Annotated in this window: 16 protein-coding genes; 4 read left to right on the top strand and 12 right to left on the bottom strand. The window is 68.9% G+C overall.

Annotated features, from left to right (window positions below):
• Positions 1-83: 83 nt before the first annotated feature.
• A complete protein-coding gene (locus tag GQ674_RS17405) occupies positions 84-971 on the top strand; it encodes a LysR family transcriptional regulator (RefSeq protein WP_159498072.1) in 888 nt (295 codons plus the stop codon).
• A gap of 370 nt (positions 972-1341) precedes the next feature.
• On the opposite strand, the gene GQ674_RS17400 is transcribed toward GQ674_RS17405, so the two are convergent.
• The 6 genes from GQ674_RS17400 to GQ674_RS17375 form a co-directional block, all read right to left on the bottom strand.
• Positions 1342-3750, bottom strand: coding sequence for a hybrid sensor histidine kinase/response regulator (locus tag GQ674_RS17400; protein ID WP_159498071.1), 2409 nt, complete (start codon positions 3748-3750; stop codon positions 1342-1344).
• The gene (locus GQ674_RS17395) at positions 3743-4216 is read right to left on the bottom strand and encodes a response regulator (protein WP_159498070.1); all 474 of its coding nucleotides are present in this window, start codon (positions 4214-4216) and stop codon (positions 3743-3745) included. The genes GQ674_RS17400 and GQ674_RS17395 overlap by 8 nt, the downstream gene beginning before the upstream one ends.
• Positions 4213-6342 carry an ATP-binding protein gene (locus tag GQ674_RS17390; protein ID WP_236546116.1) on the bottom strand — a complete coding sequence of 710 codons (2130 nt, stop codon included), beginning with the start codon at positions 6340-6342 and terminating at the stop codon, positions 4213-4215. The genes GQ674_RS17395 and GQ674_RS17390 overlap by 4 nt, the downstream gene beginning before the upstream one ends.
• A 284-nt stretch (positions 6343-6626) precedes the next feature.
• Complete coding sequence (locus GQ674_RS17385; RefSeq protein ID WP_159498068.1) at positions 6627-7196, bottom strand: biliverdin-producing heme oxygenase; 570 nt, start codon at positions 7194-7196, stop codon at positions 6627-6629.
• Positions 7197-7301: 105 nt separating this feature from the next.
• Positions 7302-7481, bottom strand: coding sequence for a hypothetical protein (locus GQ674_RS17380; protein WP_159498067.1), 180 nt, complete (start codon positions 7479-7481; stop codon positions 7302-7304).
• The gene (locus GQ674_RS17375) at positions 7478-7621 is read right to left on the bottom strand and encodes a hypothetical protein (RefSeq protein ID WP_159498066.1); all 144 of its coding nucleotides are present in this window, start codon (positions 7619-7621) and stop codon (positions 7478-7480) included. Before GQ674_RS17375 ends, GQ674_RS17380 begins: the two co-directional genes overlap by 4 nt.
• Positions 7622-7849: 228 nt before the next feature.
• On the opposite strand from GQ674_RS17375, the gene GQ674_RS17370 reads away from it, so the two are divergent.
• Positions 7850-8452 (top strand): M23 family metallopeptidase, encoded by a 603-nt coding sequence (locus GQ674_RS17370; protein WP_159498065.1) that lies wholly within the window; start codon positions 7850-7852, stop codon positions 8450-8452.
• 13 nt (positions 8453-8465) lie between these two features.
• Here the strand turns inward: GQ674_RS17370 and GQ674_RS17365 are convergent, their stop codons facing one another.
• The 4 genes from GQ674_RS17365 to GQ674_RS17350 all read right to left on the bottom strand — a co-directional run bounded on the left by GQ674_RS17365 (position 8466) and on the right by GQ674_RS17350 (position 13489).
• Complete coding sequence (locus GQ674_RS17365; RefSeq protein ID WP_159498064.1) at positions 8466-9575, bottom strand: alpha/beta hydrolase; 1110 nt, start codon at positions 9573-9575, stop codon at positions 8466-8468.
• 10 nt (positions 9576-9585) lie between these two features.
• Positions 9586-10416, bottom strand: a complete 831-nt coding sequence (locus GQ674_RS17360; protein WP_159498063.1) for an AraC family transcriptional regulator — start codon at positions 10414-10416, stop codon at positions 9586-9588.
• Between the two features lie 68 nt (positions 10417-10484).
• Positions 10485-12536, bottom strand: coding sequence for a TonB-dependent receptor (locus GQ674_RS17355; RefSeq protein WP_159498062.1), 2052 nt, complete (start codon positions 12534-12536; stop codon positions 10485-10487).
• 131 nt (positions 12537-12667) lie between these two features.
• Positions 12668-13489 carry an arylamine N-acetyltransferase gene (locus GQ674_RS17350; protein WP_159498061.1) on the bottom strand — a complete coding sequence of 274 codons (822 nt, stop codon included), beginning with the start codon at positions 13487-13489 and terminating at the stop codon, positions 12668-12670.
• A 238-nt stretch (positions 13490-13727) separates the two neighbouring features.
• Between GQ674_RS17350 and GQ674_RS17345 the strand changes: the two genes are divergently transcribed.
• Both GQ674_RS17345 and GQ674_RS17340 read left to right on the top strand, forming a co-directional pair.
• A complete protein-coding gene (locus GQ674_RS17345; RefSeq protein ID WP_159498060.1) occupies positions 13728-16292 on the top strand; it encodes a methyl-accepting chemotaxis protein in 2565 nt (854 codons plus the stop codon).
• Between the two features lie 70 nt (positions 16293-16362).
• Positions 16363-18996: an excinuclease ABC subunit UvrA gene (locus tag GQ674_RS17340; RefSeq protein WP_159498059.1), complete on the top strand. Its 2634-nt coding sequence runs from the start codon at positions 16363-16365 to the stop codon at positions 18994-18996.
• A gap of 80 nt (positions 18997-19076) precedes the next feature.
• Here GQ674_RS17340 and GQ674_RS17335 read toward each other — a convergent pair whose 3' ends face one another.
• Both GQ674_RS17335 and GQ674_RS17330 read right to left on the bottom strand, forming a co-directional pair.
• The gene (locus tag GQ674_RS17335; RefSeq protein ID WP_159498058.1) at positions 19077-21587 is read right to left on the bottom strand and encodes a sulfite reductase flavoprotein subunit alpha; all 2511 of its coding nucleotides are present in this window, start codon (positions 21585-21587) and stop codon (positions 19077-19079) included.
• 14 nt (positions 21588-21601) lie between these two features.
• Positions 21602-23701 carry a TonB-dependent receptor gene (locus tag GQ674_RS17330; RefSeq protein WP_159498057.1) on the bottom strand — a complete coding sequence of 700 codons (2100 nt, stop codon included), beginning with the start codon at positions 23699-23701 and terminating at the stop codon, positions 21602-21604.
• Between the last annotated feature and the right edge of the window lie 54 nt (positions 23702-23755).

Raw genomic sequence — 23755 nt, 5'->3', positions numbered from 1 at the left:
GCGCGGGCACCATTTGATTAGCTAACCAATCGGGAATGACGCTGTTAGGTGCGCTAATCAATTGGGCGTGCCAGACTTGCCCCATGGCACGCCGCAATCTCAATGACCTTCTGGCCTTCGTCACTGTCGCCCGCGAAGGCAGCTTCACCCGTGCCGCCAGCGTGCTCGGGGTGACCCCGTCCGCACTGAGCCAGGCATTGAAGGCGCTGGAAGAGCGGCTGGAGATCCGCCTGCTGACCCGCACCACGCGCAGCGTTTCGCCCACCCAGGCCGGTGAGCGGCTGCTGGCGGCCATTGGCAACCGCTTCGATGAGATCGAAGCGGAGCTGGACGCGCTGACCGCACTGCGCGACAAACCGGCCGGCACCGTGCGCCTGACCAGTGGCGACTTCCCGCTACGTACGCTGCTGCTGCCGCGGTTGATGCCCCTGATGCACCGCTACCCCGACATCAATATCGAGTTCGATGTGAGCTACGGCCTGCGCGATATCGTGGCTGATCGCTTCGACGCGGGCATCCGCCTGGGCGAAAGCATCGACAAGGACATGGTGGCTGTGCCGATCGGTCCACCGCTGCGCATGGCGGCGGTCGCCTCACCGGCCTATTTCGCCAGCGTGCCGCCGCCGAAGGTGCCGGCGGACCTGACCGGGCACCGCTGCATCAACATGCGCTTCCCTACCCGTGGAGGGCTGTACGCATGGGAGTTCGAGCGTCGGGGCCGTGCGGTGAACGTGCGGGTGGACGGCCAGCTGACCTTCAACAGCTCGCCGCACATGGTGCTGGCCGCGCTGGACGGGCTGGGCATCGCCTTCCTGCCCGAGGACGAGTTTGCGCCGCACCTGGAAGATGGCCGGCTGGTGCGGGTGCTGGCGGACTGGTGCCCACCGTTCCCCGGCTATCACCTGTACTACCCCAGCCGCCGGCAGCATTCGCCGGCGTTCGCGCTGGTGGTGGAGGCATTGCGGCGCTGAAGCGGCCGGCCGTGCTGTTCAGTGCAACGGCGACAGTCCACGCGGCTCGGACATCGCCAGATACCACGTCCGGCCTGGGCGTACTGCCGTGTCGACGCGTACGCGCACCGTGCCTGCGGTGAGCTGGATGTGGACGCAGGATGGCCGCATGTGAGCGCGTCAGTCACGGCGTCGGCAATATAGGTATGGGTGAACAACAGTCCCAGCGCGACTCAACCAGCGGATCCATCGCTTCGGAGCGTTGCGCAAGGCAATCCCCGGCATCCGGTGATCCTGTGCTGCTGGCCGGACGCTCCTCGGCGAGGTCATGCCAGCCTGTTACTGGCCGATCACGCGGCGGGTGGCCTGAGCGGGGCCGCCGGTCGCCGGGTTACGGCGAGCCGGCAGCCTCATCCTGCAGCGCCAGCCGGATGGATCCGGCCAGGTCACTGCGCGTGAACGGCTTGGGCAGGATCGCGATGTTCCTGCCGACCGTGCCGCTTGCATCGATGTCGCGCGGGTAGCCGGAGGTGAACAGCACATGCAGCGCCGGCTTGTGCTGCAAGGCGCGCTTGGCCAGTTCCCAGCCGGACATGCCGGGCATCACGATGTCCGAGAACAGCAGGTCCACGGTCACGTCGGTGCGTTCCAGCAGCCGCATGGCGGAGGCGCCGTCGTGCGCTTCCAGCACGCGATAGCCGAGCTGGCGCAGGGTCTCCACGGTGTAGGCGCGTACGTCGTCGTTGTCCTCGGCCACCAGCACCGTGGTGTCTTCCAGCACCTGGTACAGGCCTCGCCGCGGTTCTTCCGGCGGCCGGCTGCTGGGCAGCGGTGCGGACGAGCGCGGGAACAGCATGGTGATGGTGGTGCCGGCCCCCGGGGCCGAATCCAGCAGCACATGGCCCCCGGACTGCTTCACGAAGCCGTACACCATCGACAGGCCCAGACCCGTACCGCGGCCCACCTCCTTGGTGGTGAAGAAGGGCTCGAACACCCGTGCCACGGTCTCGGCAGACATGCCGTGGCCGCTGTCGCGCACGCGCACCATCGCATACTGGCCCGGTGGCACGTCCGGATTCTGCGCGCTGAAATCTTCGTCCAGGTGGGCATTGTCCACCTCGATGGTGAGCCGACCCCCTTCGGGCATCGCGTCGCGGGCATTGACGGCCAGGTTGAGTACCGAGGCTTCCAGCTGGCTGGGATCGATCTCCACGCACCAGATGTCCGGGCTGGGCAGCATTTCCAGCTGCACCAGTTCGCCGAGTGAGCGCTTGAGCATGTCCTGCATGTCGCTGACCTGCGCGTTGAGGTCCACCGGCAGGTTACGCAGCGGCTGGCGGCGCGAGAAGGCGAGCAGGCGCTGGGTGACGTTGGCCGCACGCATCACGCCCTTAAGCGCGTTGTCCAGCGCACGCCCGGCGTTGCCGGCACTGTCGCCGAGCCGGTCGATCAAGAGCTGGGCGTACTCCACGTTGCCGGCGATCACGGTCAGGATATTGTTGAAGTCATGCGCGATGCCACCGGTGAGCTGCCCGACCGCCTCGATCTTCTGGCTCTGGCGCAGGGCTTCCTCCGCCTGGCGGCGCGCGGTGGTCTCGACCGCTTCGGACACCACGGCGGTGACCTTGCCCTGGTGGTCCAGCAGCGGCCGGAAGGAGAACTCAAAAGCGCGCTTGCCGGTGGGCAGGCGCAGCTCCAGCTCGTGCCGTGACGCTGTCCCGGCCGCTGCATCCAGCACCGCCTGGCAAACGATCGCGGGCACGCCGTCGGTATCGGCGAACCACGCCGATTCGCAGTAGATCGCACCGTGCACGTCCTGCTTGGTGGCCAGGATGGCGGCCAGCGAGGCAGAGTTGGTGTCGATGATCCGGCCATCCAGGGTCAGCAGGTTCTGGTGCTGGAAGCTGGATTCGAACAGCGCCTGCAGGCGGCTTTCGCTGCGATGCAGGGCCGAGGTGCGTTCCACCACCTGTCGCTCGAGCGACGCGTTGCTGGCCGTGAGCAGCGCCTGGGTGTGCTTGAGCTCGCTGATATCCCGGGCCATCGCGTAGTAGCCCATGACCGCCCCGTCCGGCCCCACTTCGGGCACGCAATCCACCTGCGCATGACGCGGCGTGGCGCCACCGCGCCTGGACAGGGTTTCAAAGCTGACCTTCCGGCCCTGCAGCACCTGGTCCAGGTGCACCTGCATCTTCTCGAAGGCCTCGTCGCCGACAATGTCGCGGGCGTGCATGCCCACCAGGCTTTGTGGCTCGCGGCCGTGCCACTCGAAATAGGCCAGGTTGGCGAAGCGGTAGCGGTGATCGCGGCCGAAATAAGCGATCAACGCCGGCAGCGAATCGGTGATCAGACGCATCCGCTGGTGGCTGTCGCGCAGTTCGGCTTCCACCTTCAGCAGCCGGCGGCGTTCCTCTGCCTCGCTGATGGCGCGCACGATGGCGTCGGGCAGCCGTTGCAGCCGCGACTTGACCACGTAGTCGCGCGCGCCACGCTTCAGGGCCTTGACGGCCAGCTCCTCGGTCAGCGTGCCGGAGACGAAGATGAAGGGAATGTCGGGCGCGATCTCGCAGGCCAGCGCCAACGCGGCGTCGCCATCGAAGCCGGGCAGCACGTGGTCGGCCAGGATCACGTCGAAGCGGTCGCCCTGCAGTGCGGCCAGCATGCCCTGGTGCGACCAGGTGCGTTCGACGGTGAACGGCAGACCGGCGCGGCCGAGTTGGAGGGAGATCAGCTCGGCATCCAGCGCGTTGTCTTCCACCATCAGGATGCGGATCGGTGTACCCGATGAAGCGTCAGCCATCTTTTCTGCTCTTGGCACCGAACAGGGTTCCGTGCGGCGGTGGTTGATTGGTGATGCCCCAGAACATGCCCAGGCCCTGGATGGCCTCCAGGAACTCCTTGAAGTCCACCGGCTTGACCACGAACGCATTCACGCCCAGTTCGTAGCTGCGGATCAGGTCCTGTTCTTCGCGCGAGGAGGTCAGCATCACCACAGGCGTGCTGCTCAATGCGGCGTCGGTGCGGATTTCCTTGAGTACTTCCAGCCCATTGAGCTTGGGCAGTTTCAGGTCCAGCAGCACTACCACCGGGCCGCCATGCATGGCGCCGGCGTACCGGCCCTGGCAGCGCAGGTACTCAAGCGCTTCCACGCCGTCCCGGACATGGGTCACGTCGTTCAGCAGCTGGCAGCGTGCGAGGGCGGCCATGGTCAGCTCGGCGTCTTTCGGGTTGTCTTCCACGAGCAGAATCGGTCGCAGATCTCTCATAGGTTGTCTCCAGCAGCGAAGGGAATGGTAAAGAAGAAGGTGGCCCCGCTTCCCACCTCGCCTTCGGCCCAGGTGCGGCCGCCGTGGCGGGTGATGATGCGGTGTACGTTGGCCAGGCCGATACCAGTGCCTTCGTATTCGTCCGAATGGTGGAGGCGCTGGAATACGCCGAACAGCTTGTCCACGTAGCGCATGTCAAAGCCACAGCCGTTATCGCGCACGAAGAACACGTCCTCGCTGTCGGTGCGCTGATGGCCCACCTCGATGGCCGGGTGCGGGGTGTCGCGGGTGAACTTGATGGCATTGGCCAGCAGGTTCTGCCAGACCAGCCGCAGCATGCCGGGGTCTGCCTGCACGCGCGGCAACGGCGGCACCTGCCACTGGATCGAGCGACCGGCGTACTCCATGTCCAGCTTGTGCCGGACATCTTCGACCAGAGCGGTCATGTCCATGGAAATCTGACCCATCGTGGACCTGCCCATCTGCGAGAAGCTGAGCAGGTCGTCCACCAGTGTTCCCGCAGATTGTGCAGACTCGACGATGGTGTCGAGAAATCTCTTTTCTGAATCGTTCAATCTTTCGCTGGCCGAGGCCCACAGCAGTTCGGAATAGCCCACGATGTGGCGGAACGGTGCACGCAGGTCGTGGCTGACCGAATAGGAGAAGGCTTCCAGCTCCTTGTTGCTACGCAGGAGCTGTTCGTTGATTGCGGCCAGTTCCTCGGCCTTGCGCAGCACGATGTCCACGATGGCCGCGCGCAGTTCCAGCGCGGCATCGCGATCGACCGCGCTCCACGGCAGCGACTGCCGGCGGACGGTTTCCTTCCAGCCTTCAAACGACGTCCGCGGGGTAAGCATGCCGGTGGCCTCCTTGCGCGGATCGCCGCCCCAGCGCACGGTGCGCACCACCTCCGGGCGGAACCACAGCACGAAGCTGTCATGCACCTGCGAGATGGAAATGGCCAGCACGCCACTGGCCACCGCGGCAAAGGCCTCGGACGCCTGCCACAGTGACGGCAGGCGCTCGGTGCAGAACAGGTCGCCCTCGCGCTGGTGCGCGGCCAGCCATTGCACCAGCTGCATCACCTGCGCCAGGCTGGGGCACTGGCCGTGCAGGATGCACTCGCCGCGGTGCACGATCGCCGCCCCGGCCGACTCGGTCAGTGCCAGCAGGCTGTCCTGGTCACGGCCCAGCGCGGCCATGAAATCCTGGTCACCGGCCATGCGGGCCAGCATGCGCACCTGGATCGCGCGGCGCGCGATGCGCTGTTCCACGCCCAGCGCGCGCTCCTTCAAGGTGATCTGCAACGACAGAATCTGCCCGATGAACTCGCACGCGGTGCGCACGTGATAAGGCACCCGCCGTGGCTGCTGGCTATGGCAGGAAATCAGTCCCCACAGCTGGCCTTCGCGCAGCAGCGACACCGACATCGAAGCACCGGTGCCCATGTTGCGCATGTACTGGAGGTGCACCGGCGAAACGCTGCGCAGCGACACCGGGCTCAGGTCGATGGGCGGCTCAGCGGCGTCGGCCGCGGCACGCACCAGCGGCACCGGCTGGTAGTCGTTGTTGGCGATCAGCCGGACGCGGTTCTGGCGGTACAGCTCGCGTGCCTGGGCCGGGATGTCCGATTCGGGGAAGCGAAGGTCCAGGTAACTGGGCAGCACCTCGTTGCGGTTCTCGGCCACTACCGCCCCGTTCCAGTCCTCATCGAACCGGTAGACCAGCACACGGTCCAGCCCGGTGAGCTGACGCACATGCGTGGCCGCGAGGTCGCACAGGTCGGTCAGGGTGGCGGCGTGCTCGATAGCCTCCATGAATCGGCGGATCGCAGGGTACAGGTCCTCCAGCGAGCCCGGTTCGCCTGCCACCGGCTCCTCCAGCTCGACGATGACATCCTCGCCCACGCGATGCGCCACGACCTGGTGGACGCCGTGCGTGCCGATGGCATGGGCGCCCAGGAACTGCGTGGTCCCCGCAGCCAGTGCGGCCAGCAGCGGGCGACAGTGCGCCAGCGCTCCCCCCAGTACGGCGTCGATCGGCTGCCCAAGCGGATCGCCGTACGCGTCCAGCACGTCCGGGCGTGCCATCGCGCGCGCCTTGACCGCCAATGTGCGGTGCTCCATCACAAGCACCATCCCATGAGGCTGGATTGCGCCTGGCGTGCGTATCGGCTCGCTGGCACACGTGCTCAGGTCCAAGGGGATGTCGCTGGAATTGATTGATGACATGCTGTTGAGTCCACCCATTGCCTTGGTAACAGAACCGCTCCAGGCGCCCTGCGGGTCTCAATACCCGACAGCAGCACCTGCGCCAGTGCGGCGTGGAACAGCCCTATAGCTTGGCACAGGCGTGCACCCGGGCCGGTGATGATCCGGCGCACGGGGGCGGGGACCTGCTGGACGCGGCCTCAACCGAGTTCGGCGTCGAGGTGATGCGCGACGCGCGCGAACGCGGCCTCGGCGCCCTGCAACGCTGCGGCTTCCTGCTGGGGGTCCAGGATGATGGCGTCCAGTTCGGCGACGAACCGTCTCCATGCGGCGGCAACACCCTCCGGCGCCGGCGCCAGGTGGCGCGCGCCGAAGTCCGCGTGCAGACCGAGTTGGCTGGCCAGCTTCAACAGCACCGCGCCGCCAAGCGCCGAGCCCTCCATCACGTACAGCCATCCCAGTCCATGGGCCGGCGTGCCGATGTCAGGTGCGCAGGGAGCAGGGTCGGGGAGATGCGCGTCCAGGTCGGCCAGATCGCAGGCGACCCGGGAGAGCCGTTGCCGTCCCTGGATGCTTGGCAGTAGCTGCACCAGCGCGGGACACGCGTACAGGCCATGCGCGTCCGCGTGCAGACGATGCTGCACCCGCAGGAAAGAAGCGTACGCAGCGCGGCTGCGGAAGATGTCCAGGTCCAGAATGCGTTGGTCCAGGCGCCGATGCGCGTGGTCGGTGCCCGCCTTCAGGCGCTGCGCGCGTGACAGGCCTGGCAAGGGGCGAGGTGCGGGAAACGGGTCGGGTACGGGCACGGGCACGGGCACGGGGGAGTGACGCGGGTGGATGCAGCCGTCATCTTAGCAACGCGCCGGCGACGGGCCTCAGCCCTGCAACTGGCTGGAATCGACATGACGGCGGCCTTCCTGGGTCAGGTCGATATCGCCGTCCTCGGCCTGCGCGGCGTAGCCCGCGGCAACTGCCCAGTTCGCCTCGGCGTCCGACACCGGGCGGGTGGCGTTGATGTCATCCAGGATGCGGCGTTGCTCAGCTGTCAGGCTCACGTGGTCGGCCCGCTCGATCCGATCGCGGCACCGCCCTGCCGGGCACGGATGGCGCGGCGGTGGTTCACCCACCACACCAGCCCGGGCAGCCCGTACAGCAGGGCGCCGACCAACAGAAATATCTTGAATGCGGTATTCATGGTGTGCCTTCGATAGCAGCCTGCCGGGCGTCCGACGGAGGGAAGGCGGAATGATCTTCCCAGGCGACAGCTGCAGTTCAGCAGATGTCACGTGAAGCCGCTGTCCATCCGAAGCGGCAATGCCGTGACGCCGGCCCCAACAGCCGCGCACTTCATGCCCAGCCCACACGCGCTTTGTACCCTCGTTGCCTGCGCCCCACTGGAGCAACGATGCGCCCGGATACACCGATGTCTTCTTCTGCCGCTATGCCCTCACCGGCACGTCGGCTGCGCCGCTGGCTGGTCCGCCTGCTGCTGTTGGCCACCTGCGTGGTCGCGGTGGGTGCCCTGTGGAACAGCCACTGGGCGCAGGTGCCGCGGGCGATGTGGACACTGGCGCGGATGCCGCCGCCCACCGCACTGCCGGTGCCCGTGGACGGGGTGACGGCCCGACGCATTGCCGATACGTTCGGCGCGCCCCGTGGCCGTGACCGCACCCATGCGGGCATCGACATCTTCGCCAGGCGCGGCACGCCGGTACGCAGCGTGGGCGATGGGATCGTGGCCGATATCCGCGAGGGCGGGCTGGGCGGTCGGCAGGTGTGGGTACTGGGCCCGGCCCGCGAGCGCTATTACTACGCCCACCTGGAAGGCTGGCGCGACGGCCTGGTGCGCGGCGAGGTGGTGGCGGCCGGCACGGTGCTGGGCTACGTGGGCGACAGCGGCAATGCCAAGGGCACGCCGCCGCACCTGCATTGGGGCATCTATGGGGCCGACGGGGCTTACGACCCGCTGCCCTTGCTGCGTGCGTGGACGCCCGCCCCGCGCACAACCCCGGCAGCGCGGCGATGACGCTGGGCGTGCGCTAGCGGGTCGCGGGCACGCCGGTTCCCGCTGCCAACGTGTCGCCAAACACCTGCAGCGCCTGCGCGATCGCCGCTGCGTGGGCTGCGGCCTGCTGCGCCTCCGGTGGGCACAGCGCAGCCAGGCGCTGGCGGCCGAGCGGCGTGCAGGTGGCCAGGAATTCGTAGTGGCCTACACCGGGCAACGTGCGCAGCGTCGCCTGCGGTGCGAGCGCTGCCAGCACCTCGCCATTGGTCGATGGCGGGGCTACCGCATCGGCGTCGCCAAGCAGGATCGACACAGGCTGCGGCAGTGCGCGCAGCTGTGCCGGCGTAAACGCCTGCACGATGGCCGGTGCCATCAGGAAGGCGGCACGCACACCCGGCACGCCATGGTCATCGCCTGCGTGCGCCATGTGGGGCGCCAGCGCGGGCGTCGCTGCCGCGTCGATGCGGGCCTGCAGGGTGGACGCAGGCATTTCCAGCTGCGGCTGGCACACCCCGTCATCCGGAGTGGCGCGGCAGAACGCCAACAGGTGGGCCATGTCCACGCGGGCACCGGCGGCGGCCAGCGCGGTGAAGCCGCCGGCGGAGAAACCGGCCACTCCCAGGCGCGTGGCATCCACGTGCGCGCCGAGCTGCGGGTCGGCCTGCACCGCGGCCAGCGCGGCTTTGAGGTCCTCGGCCCGTTCCCAGATCAGGATGCTGCCCGCAAGCGTCATCGGCTCCACGCCGTTGTTGCCGGGGTGGTCCACCGCGATCACCAGGTAGCCGGCCCGCGCCATGGCAATGCCGAACCATCCCATCATCCGCGCGCTGCCTCCATTGCCGTGCGACAGCAGCAGGGTGGGCAGGGCGCCCGGCGCGATCGGGGCGTCGACGGCGGCGCTGCCCACGGTGAACAACGGCGCGTCGGGAGGCCCGATGGTGATGGGGCGCTCGCGGGCATCCGGCGCAGCCGGGTACCACACGGTGTAGCGCAGACCATCGTGCTGGGCGGCATCACGCACCGCGGCGCTGGCGCTGCGGGTCTGGCCATGGCGCTCGCCGACAACGCTCGGCGCGGGCGCCGCCAGCGAGACGGCACTGGCCAGGCAGAGCAGCAGGGTCAGGCAACGGGCAGGCACTCGCATCGGCGTTCTCTCAGGTAGGGTTGGTGTCGGTCAGCGGCAGCCAGATTTCCACGCCGCCGTGGCCGCTGTGGGCGTCAAACCGTGCGTCGTAGCGTTCCAGTTCCGGCGCATCGGCCAGGCTCAGCCCGGACGCAGGCAGGTAATGGTTCAACAACCAGTACCAGGTGGAGCGGATCGCCGAGATGTGGCCGGCGTGCCACGCCACCACGTAGCGGTGGGCGGGAATGCGCACGGTCTGCCAGCCGTCCGGCAGCGCCGCGAAGCCGGCCACGCCGATGCCGGCGATGTAGTCGAAGCTGCCGTCCTCGTCGCTGTTGCAGCACACGCCGTAGCTCACCTCCGGTGCGGTGGGGCACTGCTGTGCCAGCCGTTGCCATTGCGAAGGAATGGAGGCCACTGAATCGCCGTGGTGGCGCGCACCGATGCCTGCCACCAGCAGGGTGTCGGCGCTGACGATGCGCGGGGGGTGCGCGCAGGGCAGGGCATCGTCGTGCAGCTTGATCGCCTCCACCAGCGCGACGCTGCCCAGTCCCTGCGCGCGCACCTGTTCCGGCGGGCGGCCGAACTGCTCGGAGAACGCACGGGTGAAGGTGGGGTGCGAGGCATAGCCTGCCTCCAGCGCAACCTGCAGGATGTCGGACGCGCCGGCGGCCAGTTGCCGCGCCGCCTCGCTCAGACGGCGCCCGCGCAGGTAGCGCACCAGCGACGTGCCGGTGCTGGCCTGGAACAGGCGCGACAGGTGGAACGGCGACACCCCCACCACGCGTGCCACGTCGGCCAGTGCGATCGGCGCGGCGTGGTGGCTTTCGATGTACCACAGGGCCCTGCGTGCCGCGCTCATGCCGCTTTCCGGATCGGGACAGGCACGCAGCGTAGCCCAGCACCGCCACGGCCGCTTGGCCGTTCTTGCTACAGCGTGAGGTTCAACGACACGAACAGACTGCGCCCGGGCGCCGGCGAGAACATCGGCTGGTTATCGCCGCCCCAGAAGAAATTGTCGTACCACGCGTAGGCGTAGGTGCGACCGGTGAGATTTTTCACCTGCAGATCCACGCTGAGCCGGTCCGACAGCGCGTAGCCGGCGCTGGCGTCCAGCACCGAAAAGCCGCCATAACGTCCGTGCTGGTTGCTCTCATCCACGTAATAGTCGCCCTGCCGGCGGCCCTGAATGCCCAAGCGCCAGCGTGCATCGGGGCGGTAGTCGGCCCCGATGTTGGTGATGTGGCGTGGCGTGGCCAGCACCTCGTTGCCGGCCAGTGAGCGGCCGTCGGCAGTGAACGCGCTGATCACCGTGGCCTGCTGGATGGCGTGCGATGCCCAGAGCGTCCAGTGCGCACTCACGCGGGCGTTGACCTGCAGGTCCGCCCCGCGTCGCCGGGTCTGGCCCAGGCCAACGGTGGTGCCGGTGGCGGGCATGTTGGCCACTTCATCGGTGGCATCCTGCTGCCAGGCGGCGATCCTTGCCTGGATGCCGTCGGCCGGGTTGAAGTTGATGCCCAGTTCCTTGCCGGTGTTGATCGACGGGCGGAAGGCGGCCTGCCCGGGAGTGAGGTAAGCCGGGGCGGTGGACCCGGTCAACACCTGGAAGGTGCGGCCCCAGTTGGCATACACGTTGAGCGAGGGGGTGAACGCGTACGCCACGCTGAGCTTGGGTTGGTCTATCCAGCCGGAGCGCTGCAACGGTGCGCGGATGCCGCCGGGCAGGTGGGTGTCGCCGGAGAACCGATCCACCCGCCACGCCGGAATGATCTTCAGCGCCGGTGTTGGCTGGATAACGGCCTGCAGGTTGCCGCCGACGTTGTCCAGGGAATAGCGGTCATCGTTCTGGATGCGCGCCGGTACCGCGTCGAAGTCGGTCGGGATGCCGTAGGCGTAACGCAGCCGTCGGTATGCGTTGTCCTGCTGCTCGGCGTTGATGCCGCCGGCCACGGTGAGCCGCTCGCTGGCGCGCCAGGTGAGGGTGCTCAACAGCCCGGTCTGCCGTTCGTCCCACTGCCGTCGCTGGCGCGGCGCGTTGCCGGGCCGGTAATCGGTGAAGGTCACCTGACGGTCGTCTTCGTACCGGTTGTGGTACAGCCGGTTGCTGAGCTGCAGGGTGTCGGTGAGGCGCAGGTCCACGTGAGCGCCCAGGGTGCGCATGTCGCGCACATCGCCATCGTTGGCATTCTTGCGCGGCGACGCGCGCCGTGCGCTGGCCAGTTCGGTGGCGGTGAGAAAGCCGGGTTCGTCGGCAACGTGGTGGTACACGCGCGCGACCAGACCGGCCTTGAGCACATCCTCGTCGCTGCCGATGAACCATTTGCCGCCCAGCGAATACTTGCGCGACCGGTCGTGGTCGCGATAGCCGTCCGAGGCCTGGGTGCCGATGAAGTAGTTCTGCGCCACACCGTTGGCTTCGCGGCCGATGGCGAGCTGCAACTCGCGGCTCTCGAAACTGCCGTAGCTGAGCCGGGCATCGGTGTAGGTGCCCCCCTGGCGGGTGCCGAAGTTGATGTTGCCGCCGATGTTGTGCAGGCCGTAGCGCGGGTCGTTGGTGCCGCGCACTACTTCGATGTAGTCGATGTCCAGCGGGAAGATCATGTCCACGAAGCGCTGGTTGCCGCTGTTGACGTTGCTGGGAATGCCGTCGATCAGGATCTTGATGCCGTTGATGTAGCCCTCGCCGTTGATCGCACGGAAGCTGGCCTTGCCGGACTCGGCACCCTGCCGGGTTTCGGTGAGCTGGATGCCCGGCATCTGCCCCAGCAGTTCCCAGCTGTTGCCGACATTCTTGTCCGCGATCCGGTCGGCAGCCAGCACATCCACCGAGGTGAGCACCTGGCGCGACGCCAACGGGCCGGGGGTGCCCTTGCGGGCGTCCACGCTGCCGAGCGTGACGGCCGAGGGAGAGGGCGGGCTGGCCGCCGCGTCGGGTGCGCACAGCGTGGCCAGCAGGGCGGAGGCCAGAGCGTGGGTTTTCATGGGGAAGGGACGTCAGGCAGTCTCGATAAAGGAATGATATAACATGTCATTACGTGCAGCTGGGCGAGTCTGCCGCCGTCCCAACGGGCCTGCAAGGCGACGTCACCCCGTGCCGGTTTGCGTGTGCAGGCTCACGCCGCCCCGCGCAGCCACGCCGTGATCGCCTCATGCAGGCGCGGGTGCGCGGGCACCGTGATGCCGAACGCATCGCGCAGCACGGTCAGCACATCGTCGGCGTCGTTGAGCAGGCGGCGCTCGCTGGGCTGCCCGCGGCGGTGCACGGTGTAGGCGCCGGCACCGAGCGTGCGGCGTCCGTCCGGCGCGGCCAGGGCAACCCGCAGCTGTCCGGGAAAGGACGAATGCGGGTGCGTGCACACGTACCAGTTGCCCACCTCATGGTCGATGAGCGCCTGCACCTGCAGGTCGAAGTGGTAGAGCGGCCGCCATTCGCCGGCGATGTCCACCTGCAGCAGGAACTGGTCGTGCTGCGGGTCCAGCCGGTAGTGCTCGTGCGGCGTGGCCTGGGCGAACCGGTGGGCCAGCCGCAGCGGGCCAGTGGGGGTGTTGCCGCCAAAGCCGACGTCGGCGATGTAGTCCACCGCGTCGATCCGCACCAGCACCAGCATGTGGGTGCGCGCGGTGGGGGCGTCATCGGTGCGTCCCATGACCACGCGCGCGGCAAGGGCGCGGGCGTCGAAGCCGAGGTGCTGCAGCAGCGCCAGGAACAGTCCGTTGAGCTCGTAGCAATACCCCCCGCGTCCTTCGCGCAGCAGCTTGTGCGCCACGCTGGGCAGGTCGATGGCCACCGCATCGCGCAGCAGCGTGGTGAGCGTCTCGAACGGGAACGTAGCGTTGTGACGTTCCTGCAGCAGTGCAAGCGTGGCCAGGGTAGGGGGCGGTGGCGCCGCCAGGCCGAGGCGGGCCAGGTAGTCGCGACAGGTTTCCGGGTCCATGGGCAGGTGCCGTGCGGGAAGGTGGGGCCACTGTGGTGGCTCAACCGTGGTTGAGGTCAAGCACGGGCGATCGAATGCTGAATCGCGCCCGCGGAATGCCCGTCACCGTCATCGTGCCGTCGCTTCCGCCCGCTACAAGGGGCAGGGAGGGCACCGGGTCGCGGCCACCGCGAAAAAATACGCTAAAGACCACGCGTCTCCGGCCGATACCGATGCGTCATTCCGCCTGGAGCATGTGATGTCGGCCGTCCCCCGCCGCCCGTTGTCTTCGTTCGCCCGCCTGGGTGAGCGCGTTGTCCTGCCTTGGTTCACCCGTGCCGCCGCGTCGGCGCGCCGCCTGAGTGTCGCACGCAAACTCAAGGCCGCGCTGCTGGTCTGCGGCAGCGGCCTGCTGGTGGTGGCGTTGGTGTACGCGTGGACCCGCTACAGCAGTGAACGCGCCACCGCCCGCTACGCGGCCCACCAGCAGGACGCGGCCCTGGCCGCCACGCTGGCCACCCAGGTGGCCGATGCGCGTCGCCTGCAGACCCGCTACGCCATCACCTTCGAGGACACCGACCGTGCCGCCCTGCAGCAGGGCCAGGCCCAGTTGCAGACAACCCTGCAGGCGCTGCAGCGTACCCGGCACGAGCCGGGCACGGCGGCCGCGCTACGCGCGCTGGCGGCCCGTGCACAGGAATTCGCCGACGGGATTGCCGCGTTGAACGCGCGCGCCGATGAAATGGGCCGCGGCGACGCCGGGCTGCGCGCACAGTTGGACGCCAGCGCGGCTGCGCTGGACAGCCTGCTTGCCGGGGCCGATCGCTTGCCGTTGGCCGTGCAATGGCAGGCCATGCGCCGCCAGGAAGCTCTGCTGCTGCTCACCGGTGATGCACAGCACACCGATCGTGCCAGCGAAGCGAAGTTGCCGTTCGACCTTGCGTTGTCGGCCTCGGGCCTGCCGGCAGCAACGCAGGACACTTTGCGCGCCGGCATGGATGCTTACCAGGGCGCATTGCTGGCGTACACCGCCGCCCGGGTGGGGCTGGACGTGGAAGCGCAGTCGTTGGCCGATACCGCCGCGCAGATTGCCCCGGCACTACAGGCGCTGCACCAGGCACAGGCGGCCGCGCTGGACGCCGCGCGCGCCCGCCAACAGGCGCAGGCACGCGCGATGACCGTGCTGTTCGGGTTCACGCTGGCGCTGGTGGCGGCGGTGCTGATCGCCAGCCTGCTGCTGGTGCTGCGGGCGGTGCGCCAGCCCATCGCCGACACCCTGCGGTTTGCCGAAGACATCGCCGAGGATCGCCTGGACAGCGTGCTGGTGGTGCACAACCCGCATGATGAGATCGGGCAGCTGGCGCAGCGGCTGGTGCACATGCAACAGCGCCTGCGTGGGCGCATCGAGGCCGAACGTGCCGCCGCGCGCGACAACGCCCGCGCGCGGCAGGCGCTGGACAGCACCCAGGCCGGGGTGATGGTGATCGACCCCGATGGCCGCATCAGCCTGCTCAACCATGCGCTGTTGGCCGAACTGGCGGCATCCGAAGCGCAGTGGCGTGGCCAACCGGCGCAGGCGTTGCACCCGGTGTTCGCGCGCATCGTGGCAGCGCTGCAAGGCCGCGAACCGGGCAGCCATGAGATCGAGCACGCGGGCACGCGCTACCAGCTGGTGGCCACGCCGATCATCGACGACGGCCACCTGCTGGGCGCCGCGGTGGAATGGCGCAGCCGCGCGCTGGAAACGACGGTGGAAACCGAGGTGGCGGCGCTGGTGGATGCCGCTGCGCACGGCCAGTTGCACGGCCGCATCGACACCACCGGCAAGCACGGCTTCGTGCACACGCTGGCGGTCAGCATCAACCGGCTGCTGGATACCTTCCAGGGCAATCTGTCCGGTCTGCAGGCGGTGTTGTCCGCGTTGGCCCAGGGCGATCTGCGGGTGCGCATGCAGGGCGAGTTCCAAGGCGTGTTCGCGCACCTGCGCGACGATGCCAACGCCACCGTGCAGCAGCTCACCGACATCGTGGCCCGCATCCAGCAGGCCTCGACTGCCATTGATGGCGCGGCGGGCGAGATCGTGGCAGGCCACCAGGAGCTGGCCGGGCGCACCGAGCGGCAGGCCGCGCACCTGGAAGAAACCGCCTCGTCGATGGAAGAACTCACCGCTACCGTGCGCCAGAACGCCGACGCCGCCCAGCAGGCCAACCAGCTGGCGCTGCAGGCCACCGGCGTTGCCCAGCAGGGCGGCGCCTCGGTGGCGCAGGTGGTGGCCAGCATGCGCGACATCGCCGACGCGTCGCGGCGCATCGGCGACATCACCGGGGTCATCGACGGCATTGCCTTCCAGACCAACATCCTGGCCTTGAACGCGGCGGTGGAGGCGGCGCGGGCCGGCGAGCAGGGCCGCAGCTTTGCCGTGGTGGCCAGCGAAGTGCGCCTGCTGGCCCAGCGCAGTGCCGACGCCGCACGGCAGATCAAGGGCCTGATCGAGGCCTCGGTGGACACCGTGGCCGCCGGCAGCCGGCAGGTGGACCAGGCCGGTGCGACGATGGACCAGATTGTCGGCAGCGTGCAGCAGGTCAGCGCGATCATGGCCAGCATCTCGGCGGCGTCGCAGCAGCAGAGCGCCGGCATCGAACAGGTGGGCCATACGCTGCTGCAGATGGATGGCAGCACCCAGCAGAACGCGGCGCTGGTGGAGGAAGCGTCGGCCTCGGCGCAGGCGATGGAACGCCAGGCCGCACTGTTGTCCGACGCGGTGGCCGCGTTCGTGCTGGAGGTGCCGGTGACGCCGCGTGCGGCCATGCGCGTCGCGGTGTAGCGGCGGCCCCACACGCCCTGCTCACGTTCCTTCACTGGCCGCTTCGACGGGTGCTCTTTATCCTGCACCGATGAGCACCCGTCGCACGCCCCCGTCACCGTCCACCCGCAACGCCTTCGTGCGCGTGCGCGGTGCCCGCGAACACAACCTCAAGGACGTCGACGTGGACATCCCGCGCGATGCGCTGGTGGTGTTCTCGGGCATCTCGGGGTCGGGCAAGTCGTCGCTGGCCTTCGGCACGCTGTATGCGGAGGCACAGCGGCGCTACCTGGAGTCGCTGTCGCCGTATGCACGGCGGTTGATCGACCAGGTGGGCGTGCCCGACGTGGATGCCATCGAGGGCCTGCCGCCGGCGGTGGCGCTGCAGCAGCAGCGCGGCACGGCCAGCGTACGCTCCAGCGTCGGCAGCGTCACCACGCTGTCCAGCCTGCTGCGCATGCTGTATTCGCGCGCCGGCACCTACCCGGCCAAACAGCCCATGCTGTATGCGGAGGACTTTTCGCCGAATACCCCGCAGGGCGCCTGCCCGAACTGCCATGGCCTGGGCCATGTGTATGAAGTGACCGAGCAGTCGATGGTGCCCGACCCGTCGCTGAGCATCCGTGAACGCGCCATCGCGGCGTGGCCGCCGGCCTGGCACGGGCAGAACCAGCGCGACATCCTGGTCACGCTGGGCTACGACGTGGACATTCCCTGGCGCGACCTGCCCAGGAAGCAGCGTGACTGGATCCTGTTCACCGAGGAACAGCCGGCGGTGCCGGTGTATGCCGGCTTCACCCCCGCCGAAACCCGCGCTGCGCTGCGCCGCAAGGAAGAGCCCAGCTACATGGGCACCTTCAGCGGCGCGCGGCGGTATGTGCTGCATACGTTTGCCACCACGCAGAGCGCGATGATGAAAAAGCGCGTGGCCCGCTACATGGTGGGCACGGCGTGTCCGGTGTGCGACGGCAAGCGACTCAAGCGCGAAGCGCTGTCGGTGACGTTTGCCGGGCTGGATATCGGTGCGCTGTCGCAACTGTCGCTCAGTGCCATGGCCGCCGTCCTGCGCCCTGCCGCCGAAGGCCATTTCGAGGCCCCGGCCGCCGCCACCACCCGTAGCCGCGCGGCCGGGCGCAAGGCGCAGCAGGCGCGCGTCGCCGCAGGCGGGCCGTCCCATGCGGGCGGCAGCGACGTGCGGCGCACGCCGGACCTGTCCGAGGAAAAACGTATCGCCGCCCAGCGCATCGCGCATGACCTGGTCGAGCGCATCGGCACGCTGGAGGCGCTGGGCCTGGGCTACCTGTCGATGGACCGCGCCACGCCCACGCTGTCACCGGGCGAACTGCAGCGGCTGCGGCTGGCCACCCAGATCCGCTCCAGCCTGTTCGGCGTGGTGTACGTGCTCGACGAACCCACCGCCGGCCTGCACCCGGCCGACGGCGAAGCGTTGTATGGCGCGCTCGACCAGCTCAAGGCCGGTGGCAATACCCTGTTCGTGGTCGAGCACGACCTGGAGATGCTGCGGCGCGCCGACTGGCTGGTGGATGTGGGGCCGGGGGCCGGCCAGCATGGCGGACAGGTGCTCTACAGCGGGCCGCCCGACGGCCTGCGCACGGTCAAGGCCTCGGTCACCGCGCCGTACCTGTTCGACGGCGACCGCGGTGAACGGCGCACGCCGCGAATGCCCTCGGGCTGGCTGGAACTGCGCGGCATCCACCGCAACAACCTGCACGGCCTGGACGCGCGCTTCCCGCTCGGCGCATTCACCGCGGTGACCGGTGTCTCCGGCTCGGGCAAGTCCAGCCTGGTGAGCCAGGGGCTGGTGGACCTGGTCGGCGAGCACCTGGGCCACGAGCCGGTGGTGGAGGACGCCGACAGCGAACTGCCGGTGCCCAGCAGCATCGAGCGTACCCGCGGCCGCCTGCAGGCCGGCGCCAAGGCGATCAAGCGCCTGGTCAACGTCGACCAGAAGCCGATCGGGCGCACCCCGCGTTCCAACCTGGCCACCTACACCGGCCTGTTCGACCACGTTCGCCGCCTGTTCGCCGCCACCCGCACTGCCAAGGCGCGGCGCTACAGCGCCGGGCGTTTTTCCTTCAACGTGGCACAGGGCCGCTGCGACACCTGCGAAGGCGAAGGCTTCGTGCACGTGGAACTGTTGTTCATGCCCAGCGTGTACGCGCCGTGCCCCACCTGCCATGGCCAGCGCTACAACGCCAAGACCCTGGAAGTGGAATGGAACGGCCGCAACATCGCCCAGGTGCTGGGCATGACCGTGGAGGAGGCACTGGCCTTCTTCGCCGACGAGGCCCCGGTGCAGCGCCCGCTGCAGCTGCTGCGCGACATCGGCCTGGGCTACCTGCGGCTGGGCCAGCCGGCCACCGAGTTGTCCGGCGGCGAAGCGCAGCGGATCAAGCTGGCCACCGAACTGCAGCGCAGCCAGCACGGCAGCAGCCTGTACGTGCTGGACGAGCCGACCACCGGCCTGCACCCCGCCGACGTGGACAAGCTGATGGCGCAGTTGCACGGCCTGGTGGATGCCGGCAATACCGTGGTGGTGGTCGAGCACGACCTGCGCGTGGTGGCCGATGCGGACTGGGTGATCGACGTCGGCCCGGGGGCGGGCGAGCAGGGCGGCACGATCGTGGCCACCGGCACACCCGCGCAGGTGAGCCGCGCCAAGGCCGGTGCCACCGCGCCCTACCTGCGACGCTGGTTCCCCTGAGCCGTGGGTCGCTGCACCACCCGACCACCGATTGAAGCAAACCAGCACCGGTAGAGCGACGCCATGCGTCGCTGCACCGCTCAATACACGTCGCGGCGGTAACGTCCTTCGCCCAGCAACGCATCCACCTGGTCCTCGCCCAGCACCTCGCGCAGCACCGCATCCACTCCCTCGGCCATGCCGTGCAGCGAGCCGCACACGTAGAGGCTGCCCCCCATCGCCACCCAGGCCCGCAGCGCCTCCGGGTCCGCACGCAGGCGGTGCTGCACATAGCCGCCCCCGTCCGCGTCGCGCGAGAACATCAGGTCGACGCGGGCCAGATGGCCCTCGGCCTGCCAGGCTGCGATCTCGTCGCCGTACAGCCGGTCGAACGCGCGGGTGCGCTCGCCGAACACCAGCCAGTGGCCGCGGTCGCCGTGCGCGGCGGCTTCGCGCAGCAGGCTGCGCAGGCCGGCGATACCCGTGCCATTGCCGATCAGCAGCATCGGTGCGTGTTCCGGGAAACGGTGGAAACCGGCGTTGCGGCGCACCCGGGCCTGGATTGCCGCGCCTGGGCCGGCGTGCACGCACAGCCAGCCCGCGCCCAACCCGTGGCGGCCATCGGGCAGGTGGGTAAGGCGGATCACCAGCTGCAGGCAATCATCGTTGGGCACCGAGGCAATGGAGTACTCGCGGTGCGGCAACGCGGGCAGCGTGGCCAGCCAGGCGGCGGCGTCGGTGACCGGCAGGGCCGGCGGGGCGTCGGGCAACACACGGCCAGCCGCAACCTCGACCAGCGTGGCGGGCAGGCCGTCCACCACGATGCGTGCCGCCGGGTCGAGCCCGTGCACGGCCAGCACGGCGCGCACGTAGGCATCGGCATGCCGGGGCGCCACTTCCAGGATGTCACCGGCCTGCCAGCTGGCGTGTGCCGGCGGGGTCAGGTCTACCTGCCAGATCGCCCCAGCGGGGCTGCCTGCGTTGAGTTGCTGGCGGCTCTGCAACACCCACGTCTGCAGGGCGGCCGGCGCCGGCGGGGGTGCCGTGTCTTCGATGCCGCTGATCGCACTCAGCTGCTGTTGCCAGCGTGCGAGTGCCGCCGCATCGTCGCGGTCCACCTCCACGGTCGGGAACAGGCGCTGCGCGCCCTGCGCGTGCAGCCACGCATCCACCGCACGCGAGAAGCCGCAGAAGCGCACGTACTCGCCATCGCCCAGCCCCAGCAGCGCATAGTCCAGCCCGGCCAGCGGCAGGGATCGGGTGAGCAGGCGGCGCTCGAACACGCGTGCGGCGTCCGGCGCTTCGCCATCACCGAAGGTGCTGATCACGAACAATGCCTTGTCGGCCTGCTGCAGGCTGGCAGCGTCGAGCTGCCCCAGCGCACGGACCTGCACCGCCAGTCCCGCCGCCTGCAGCTGCGCGGCCGCGCGCCATGCCAGCTGTTCGGCGAACCCGCTCTGGCTGGCGAAGGCGACCAGCCACGGTGCCTGGCCGTTGCCTCCCGCCGTGGCGATGGGCAGGCGCGCGTTGCGTACCTCGCGCTTCTTGCGGCGCCGGTCCAGGTACAGCATCCAGCCGGTGATGAAGAACAGCAGCATGGCCAGGCTGCTCAGCATCACCAGGATGCGCCCGGGCAGGCCGAAGAAGCTGCCCGAGTGCAATGCGAATACGCTGACCATCACCTTGCCGCCCGCATCCTGGGCCGCATACGGCTCATAGCCCAGCAGTGCGCCGCTGGCCGGATCGATGTGCACGATATCCTGAGCGCGGTCGTGCGCGGTGTTGGTGCCCTGCACGCGCGCGGTGACCGCCTTACCGGGTTTTGCCGGGAAGCGCAGGTCCACGTAGCTGCCGCGCACGCCCTCCAGCGCGTACAGCGTGGCCTGCAGCTTGCCCAGGTCCAGCGCGCCGGGCCCGGCGGTGGCGGTGGCCCGTTCGGCGCGGGCGCCGCCCAGCAGCTGGGTAGCGCCGGCGCGATACCAGTCGAATGACCACCACAGCCCGGTCAGCGCGATCAGCAGGTACACCAGCAGCACCCAGGTGCCCACCACCGAGTGCAGGCTCCACAGGAACGCGCGCCCGCTGCGGGTCCATTCCACCGCCAGCCAGGTGCGCCAGTGCCACCAGCGCCGCGGCCAGCGCAGGTACAGCCCCGACAGGCAGAAGAACACCAGCACGATCGCGCAGCTGCCGGTAACCACGCCGCCGCGCTCGCCGGCCACCAGGTGCCGGTGCAGGTCTTCGACGAAGGCAAAGAATCCCAGGCCGCGCAGGTCGTGGAATACCGCGCCGGTATAGGGATCGAAGTAGCGCCAGTGTTCCTGGCCGCCCTCGAAACGTGCCACCGACAAGCGCTGGCCGGTGGCGTCCATGCGCAGCCGCTGCATCGCGCGCGGCTGGCCCTGTTGCAGCCGCGGTACCAGCTCGGTCAGTGCCATCGGCTGCGCACCGGCTTCATGCTGCCGGGCCACCTGCGCGAACACCGGGTTGGCCGCGCGCATGATCTCGTCTTCGAAGGCCAGCGTGGCCCCGCTCAGGCCCATCACCGCCAGCACCGTGCCGGCGGTGATGCCGAGCAGCCAGTGCAGCTGGAACAGGGTCCACTTGAACATGCGGGTCGGTCCGGTCAGAAGTCGAGCTGGTAGCCGAGGGTGACGGTGCGCCCGCGCCCGGCGAAGTAACGGTCCGGCTCGATCAGCGCGCTCTGCGAGTAGTAGGTGATGTACTGGCGGTCCAGCAGGTTGGCCACGCCCAGCTGCACACTGCCCTTGGGCAGGGTGTACGTGGCGGCCAGGTCGAACAGGGCATAGCCCTGGAACTGCTTGGCCGCTTCATCGAAGGTGCGGTTGAACGCGTACTGCCCCTGCACGAACGTGGACAGCGCGGGCGTCCACTGCGTCGACCAGCTGGCAATCACCCGGTTCGGCGCGATGTTCAGGCCATCCAGGCGCGCATCCAGGCGGCCATCGGCATCGCTGTCGTAGCGCCCGCGCGTCCACGCATACGAGAGACCGAGTTTGTGCGCTTCGTTGAGGCGGTAGCGCACGCTGGCATCCAGGCCTTCGATGCGGGTTTTCTCGCGCGCCATCTGGAAGGCACCATCGACTGCGATGATCCGCGTGCCCAGGTCCGAGCGCGACTGGAACAGCGCCACGTCCGCTTCCCATGCACCGGCGCGCAGCCGCCCGCCGAGTTCAACGTTGCGGGTCAGCACCGGCTCGAGCGTATCGAGGTCGGCCACCGACGTGCCGCGGGTGTTGATCGAGCGCAGCACGCGGCCCACGTCAGGCATGCCGAAGCCTTCGGAGTAGCTGCCGAACACGTTGAAGGTGTCGGTCGGCGCGAACACCAGACCGGCGTTGTACAGGGTTTGGCCGAAGGACAGTTTGCCGCCCTCCACGTTGACCCGGTTGTAGCGGTACAGGGTCTGGTAGCTGTCGATGCGCAGGTCGGCTTCTTCGCGGCGCACACCCGCCTGCGCGGTCAGCGTGGGCAGCAGCTTGTACTCGGCCTGCACGAAACCGGCCACGTTGCGGAACGTGGATTCCGGCACATAGGTGCGGCCGGTGCCGTACAGGTCCTGCTTGCCACTGTCGTGCAGCAGGTCGATGCCGCCGGTGAGCTTGAGCGCGCCGCCCAGCAGGTCGTCGCGACCCAGGCTGGTCTTGGCGCCCCACTTGGAGGCTACCGAGCGCGACTGGTCGTACAGCGTGCCTACCGGGGCGATCAGCGGATCCTGGAAGGTCGAGGAGCGGTCGCCGCCGAACAGGCCTTCGAATTCCTGGTTGAACACCATCGCGCGCAGTTCCATCCCGGCCAGGTCGTGATGGATATACGACAGCCCGGTGGTCCACACATCGTTCCACGGAGGCGTGCCCGGCGGGGTGCCGCGCACCGACGTGGTGGGAATGCCGGCGCTGCGGTTGCCGGCCACGGCGAGGTAGTCGGCCTTGGACTTGATCCGGTAGCGGTTGGTGCTCAACTGCAGTTCCTGGTTGTCGTCGAACCAGTAGCCCAGCTTGGCGTGCAGGTCGTAGGCGCGGGTGGCCATCAGGTCGCCCTGCGTGGTGTCGGTGCCGATCGCGGTGCCGTCGCCGTCCAGCCACAGGCCCTGGTCTTCATAACCGGCGCCCAGCAGGTAGTCCCACCGGCCCTTGCCGCCGCTGATGCGGTAATCGGTGCGGTAGCCGGTGGTGTCACCGTCCAGGCCGCTGGTGGGCACGGTGGTCTGCACGCCCAGGTGCTGGTTGATCTCGCCCGGCTCGGGACGACGGGTGATCAGGTTGATGGTACCGCCGGTGGCGCCCAGCCCGTTCATGGCGTTGGCGCCCTGGATCACCTCGATCCGCTCGACCATGGCGTAGTCGATGGTGTGCGCTTCACGACCGGTCGGGCGCAGCGGGTTGGACTGCGGAATGCCATCGACCAGGATCAATGGCGTGCGCCCGCGCAGGGTCTCGCCACTGCCGTTCATCTTGCCGCGGCTGGGCGTGTACGACGGCAGCAGGCTGGACAGCAGGTCCGACGAGTTGCTGCTGATGCGCAGCTGCTGTTCGATGGCCTGGCGGTCGATGATCACCACCGTCTGCGGCGCGGTGTCGGCCAGCTGGCCGGTGCGCGAGGCGCTCACCGTGACCGTGTCCAGGGTGCGGGCGTCGGTCTGCTGGGCGATGGCGGGCGCCGCCAGCAGCGCGGAAAGGGCGATGAACAGGGGAGATAAGCGCACGGGCACGTCCTTGGAGCATGGACGTGGCAACACCAGCCCAGCAGCGAATGAGAA

Origin of the sequence: Stenotrophomonas sp. 364 (genome assembly GCF_009832905.1) — a bacterium.
In the GTDB taxonomy this organism is placed as follows: domain Bacteria; phylum Pseudomonadota; class Gammaproteobacteria; order Xanthomonadales; family Xanthomonadaceae; genus Stenotrophomonas; species Stenotrophomonas maltophilia_AP.
The sequence above is the reverse complement of the archived record's forward strand: the minus strand, read 5'-3'. Positions and strand labels throughout refer to the sequence as shown.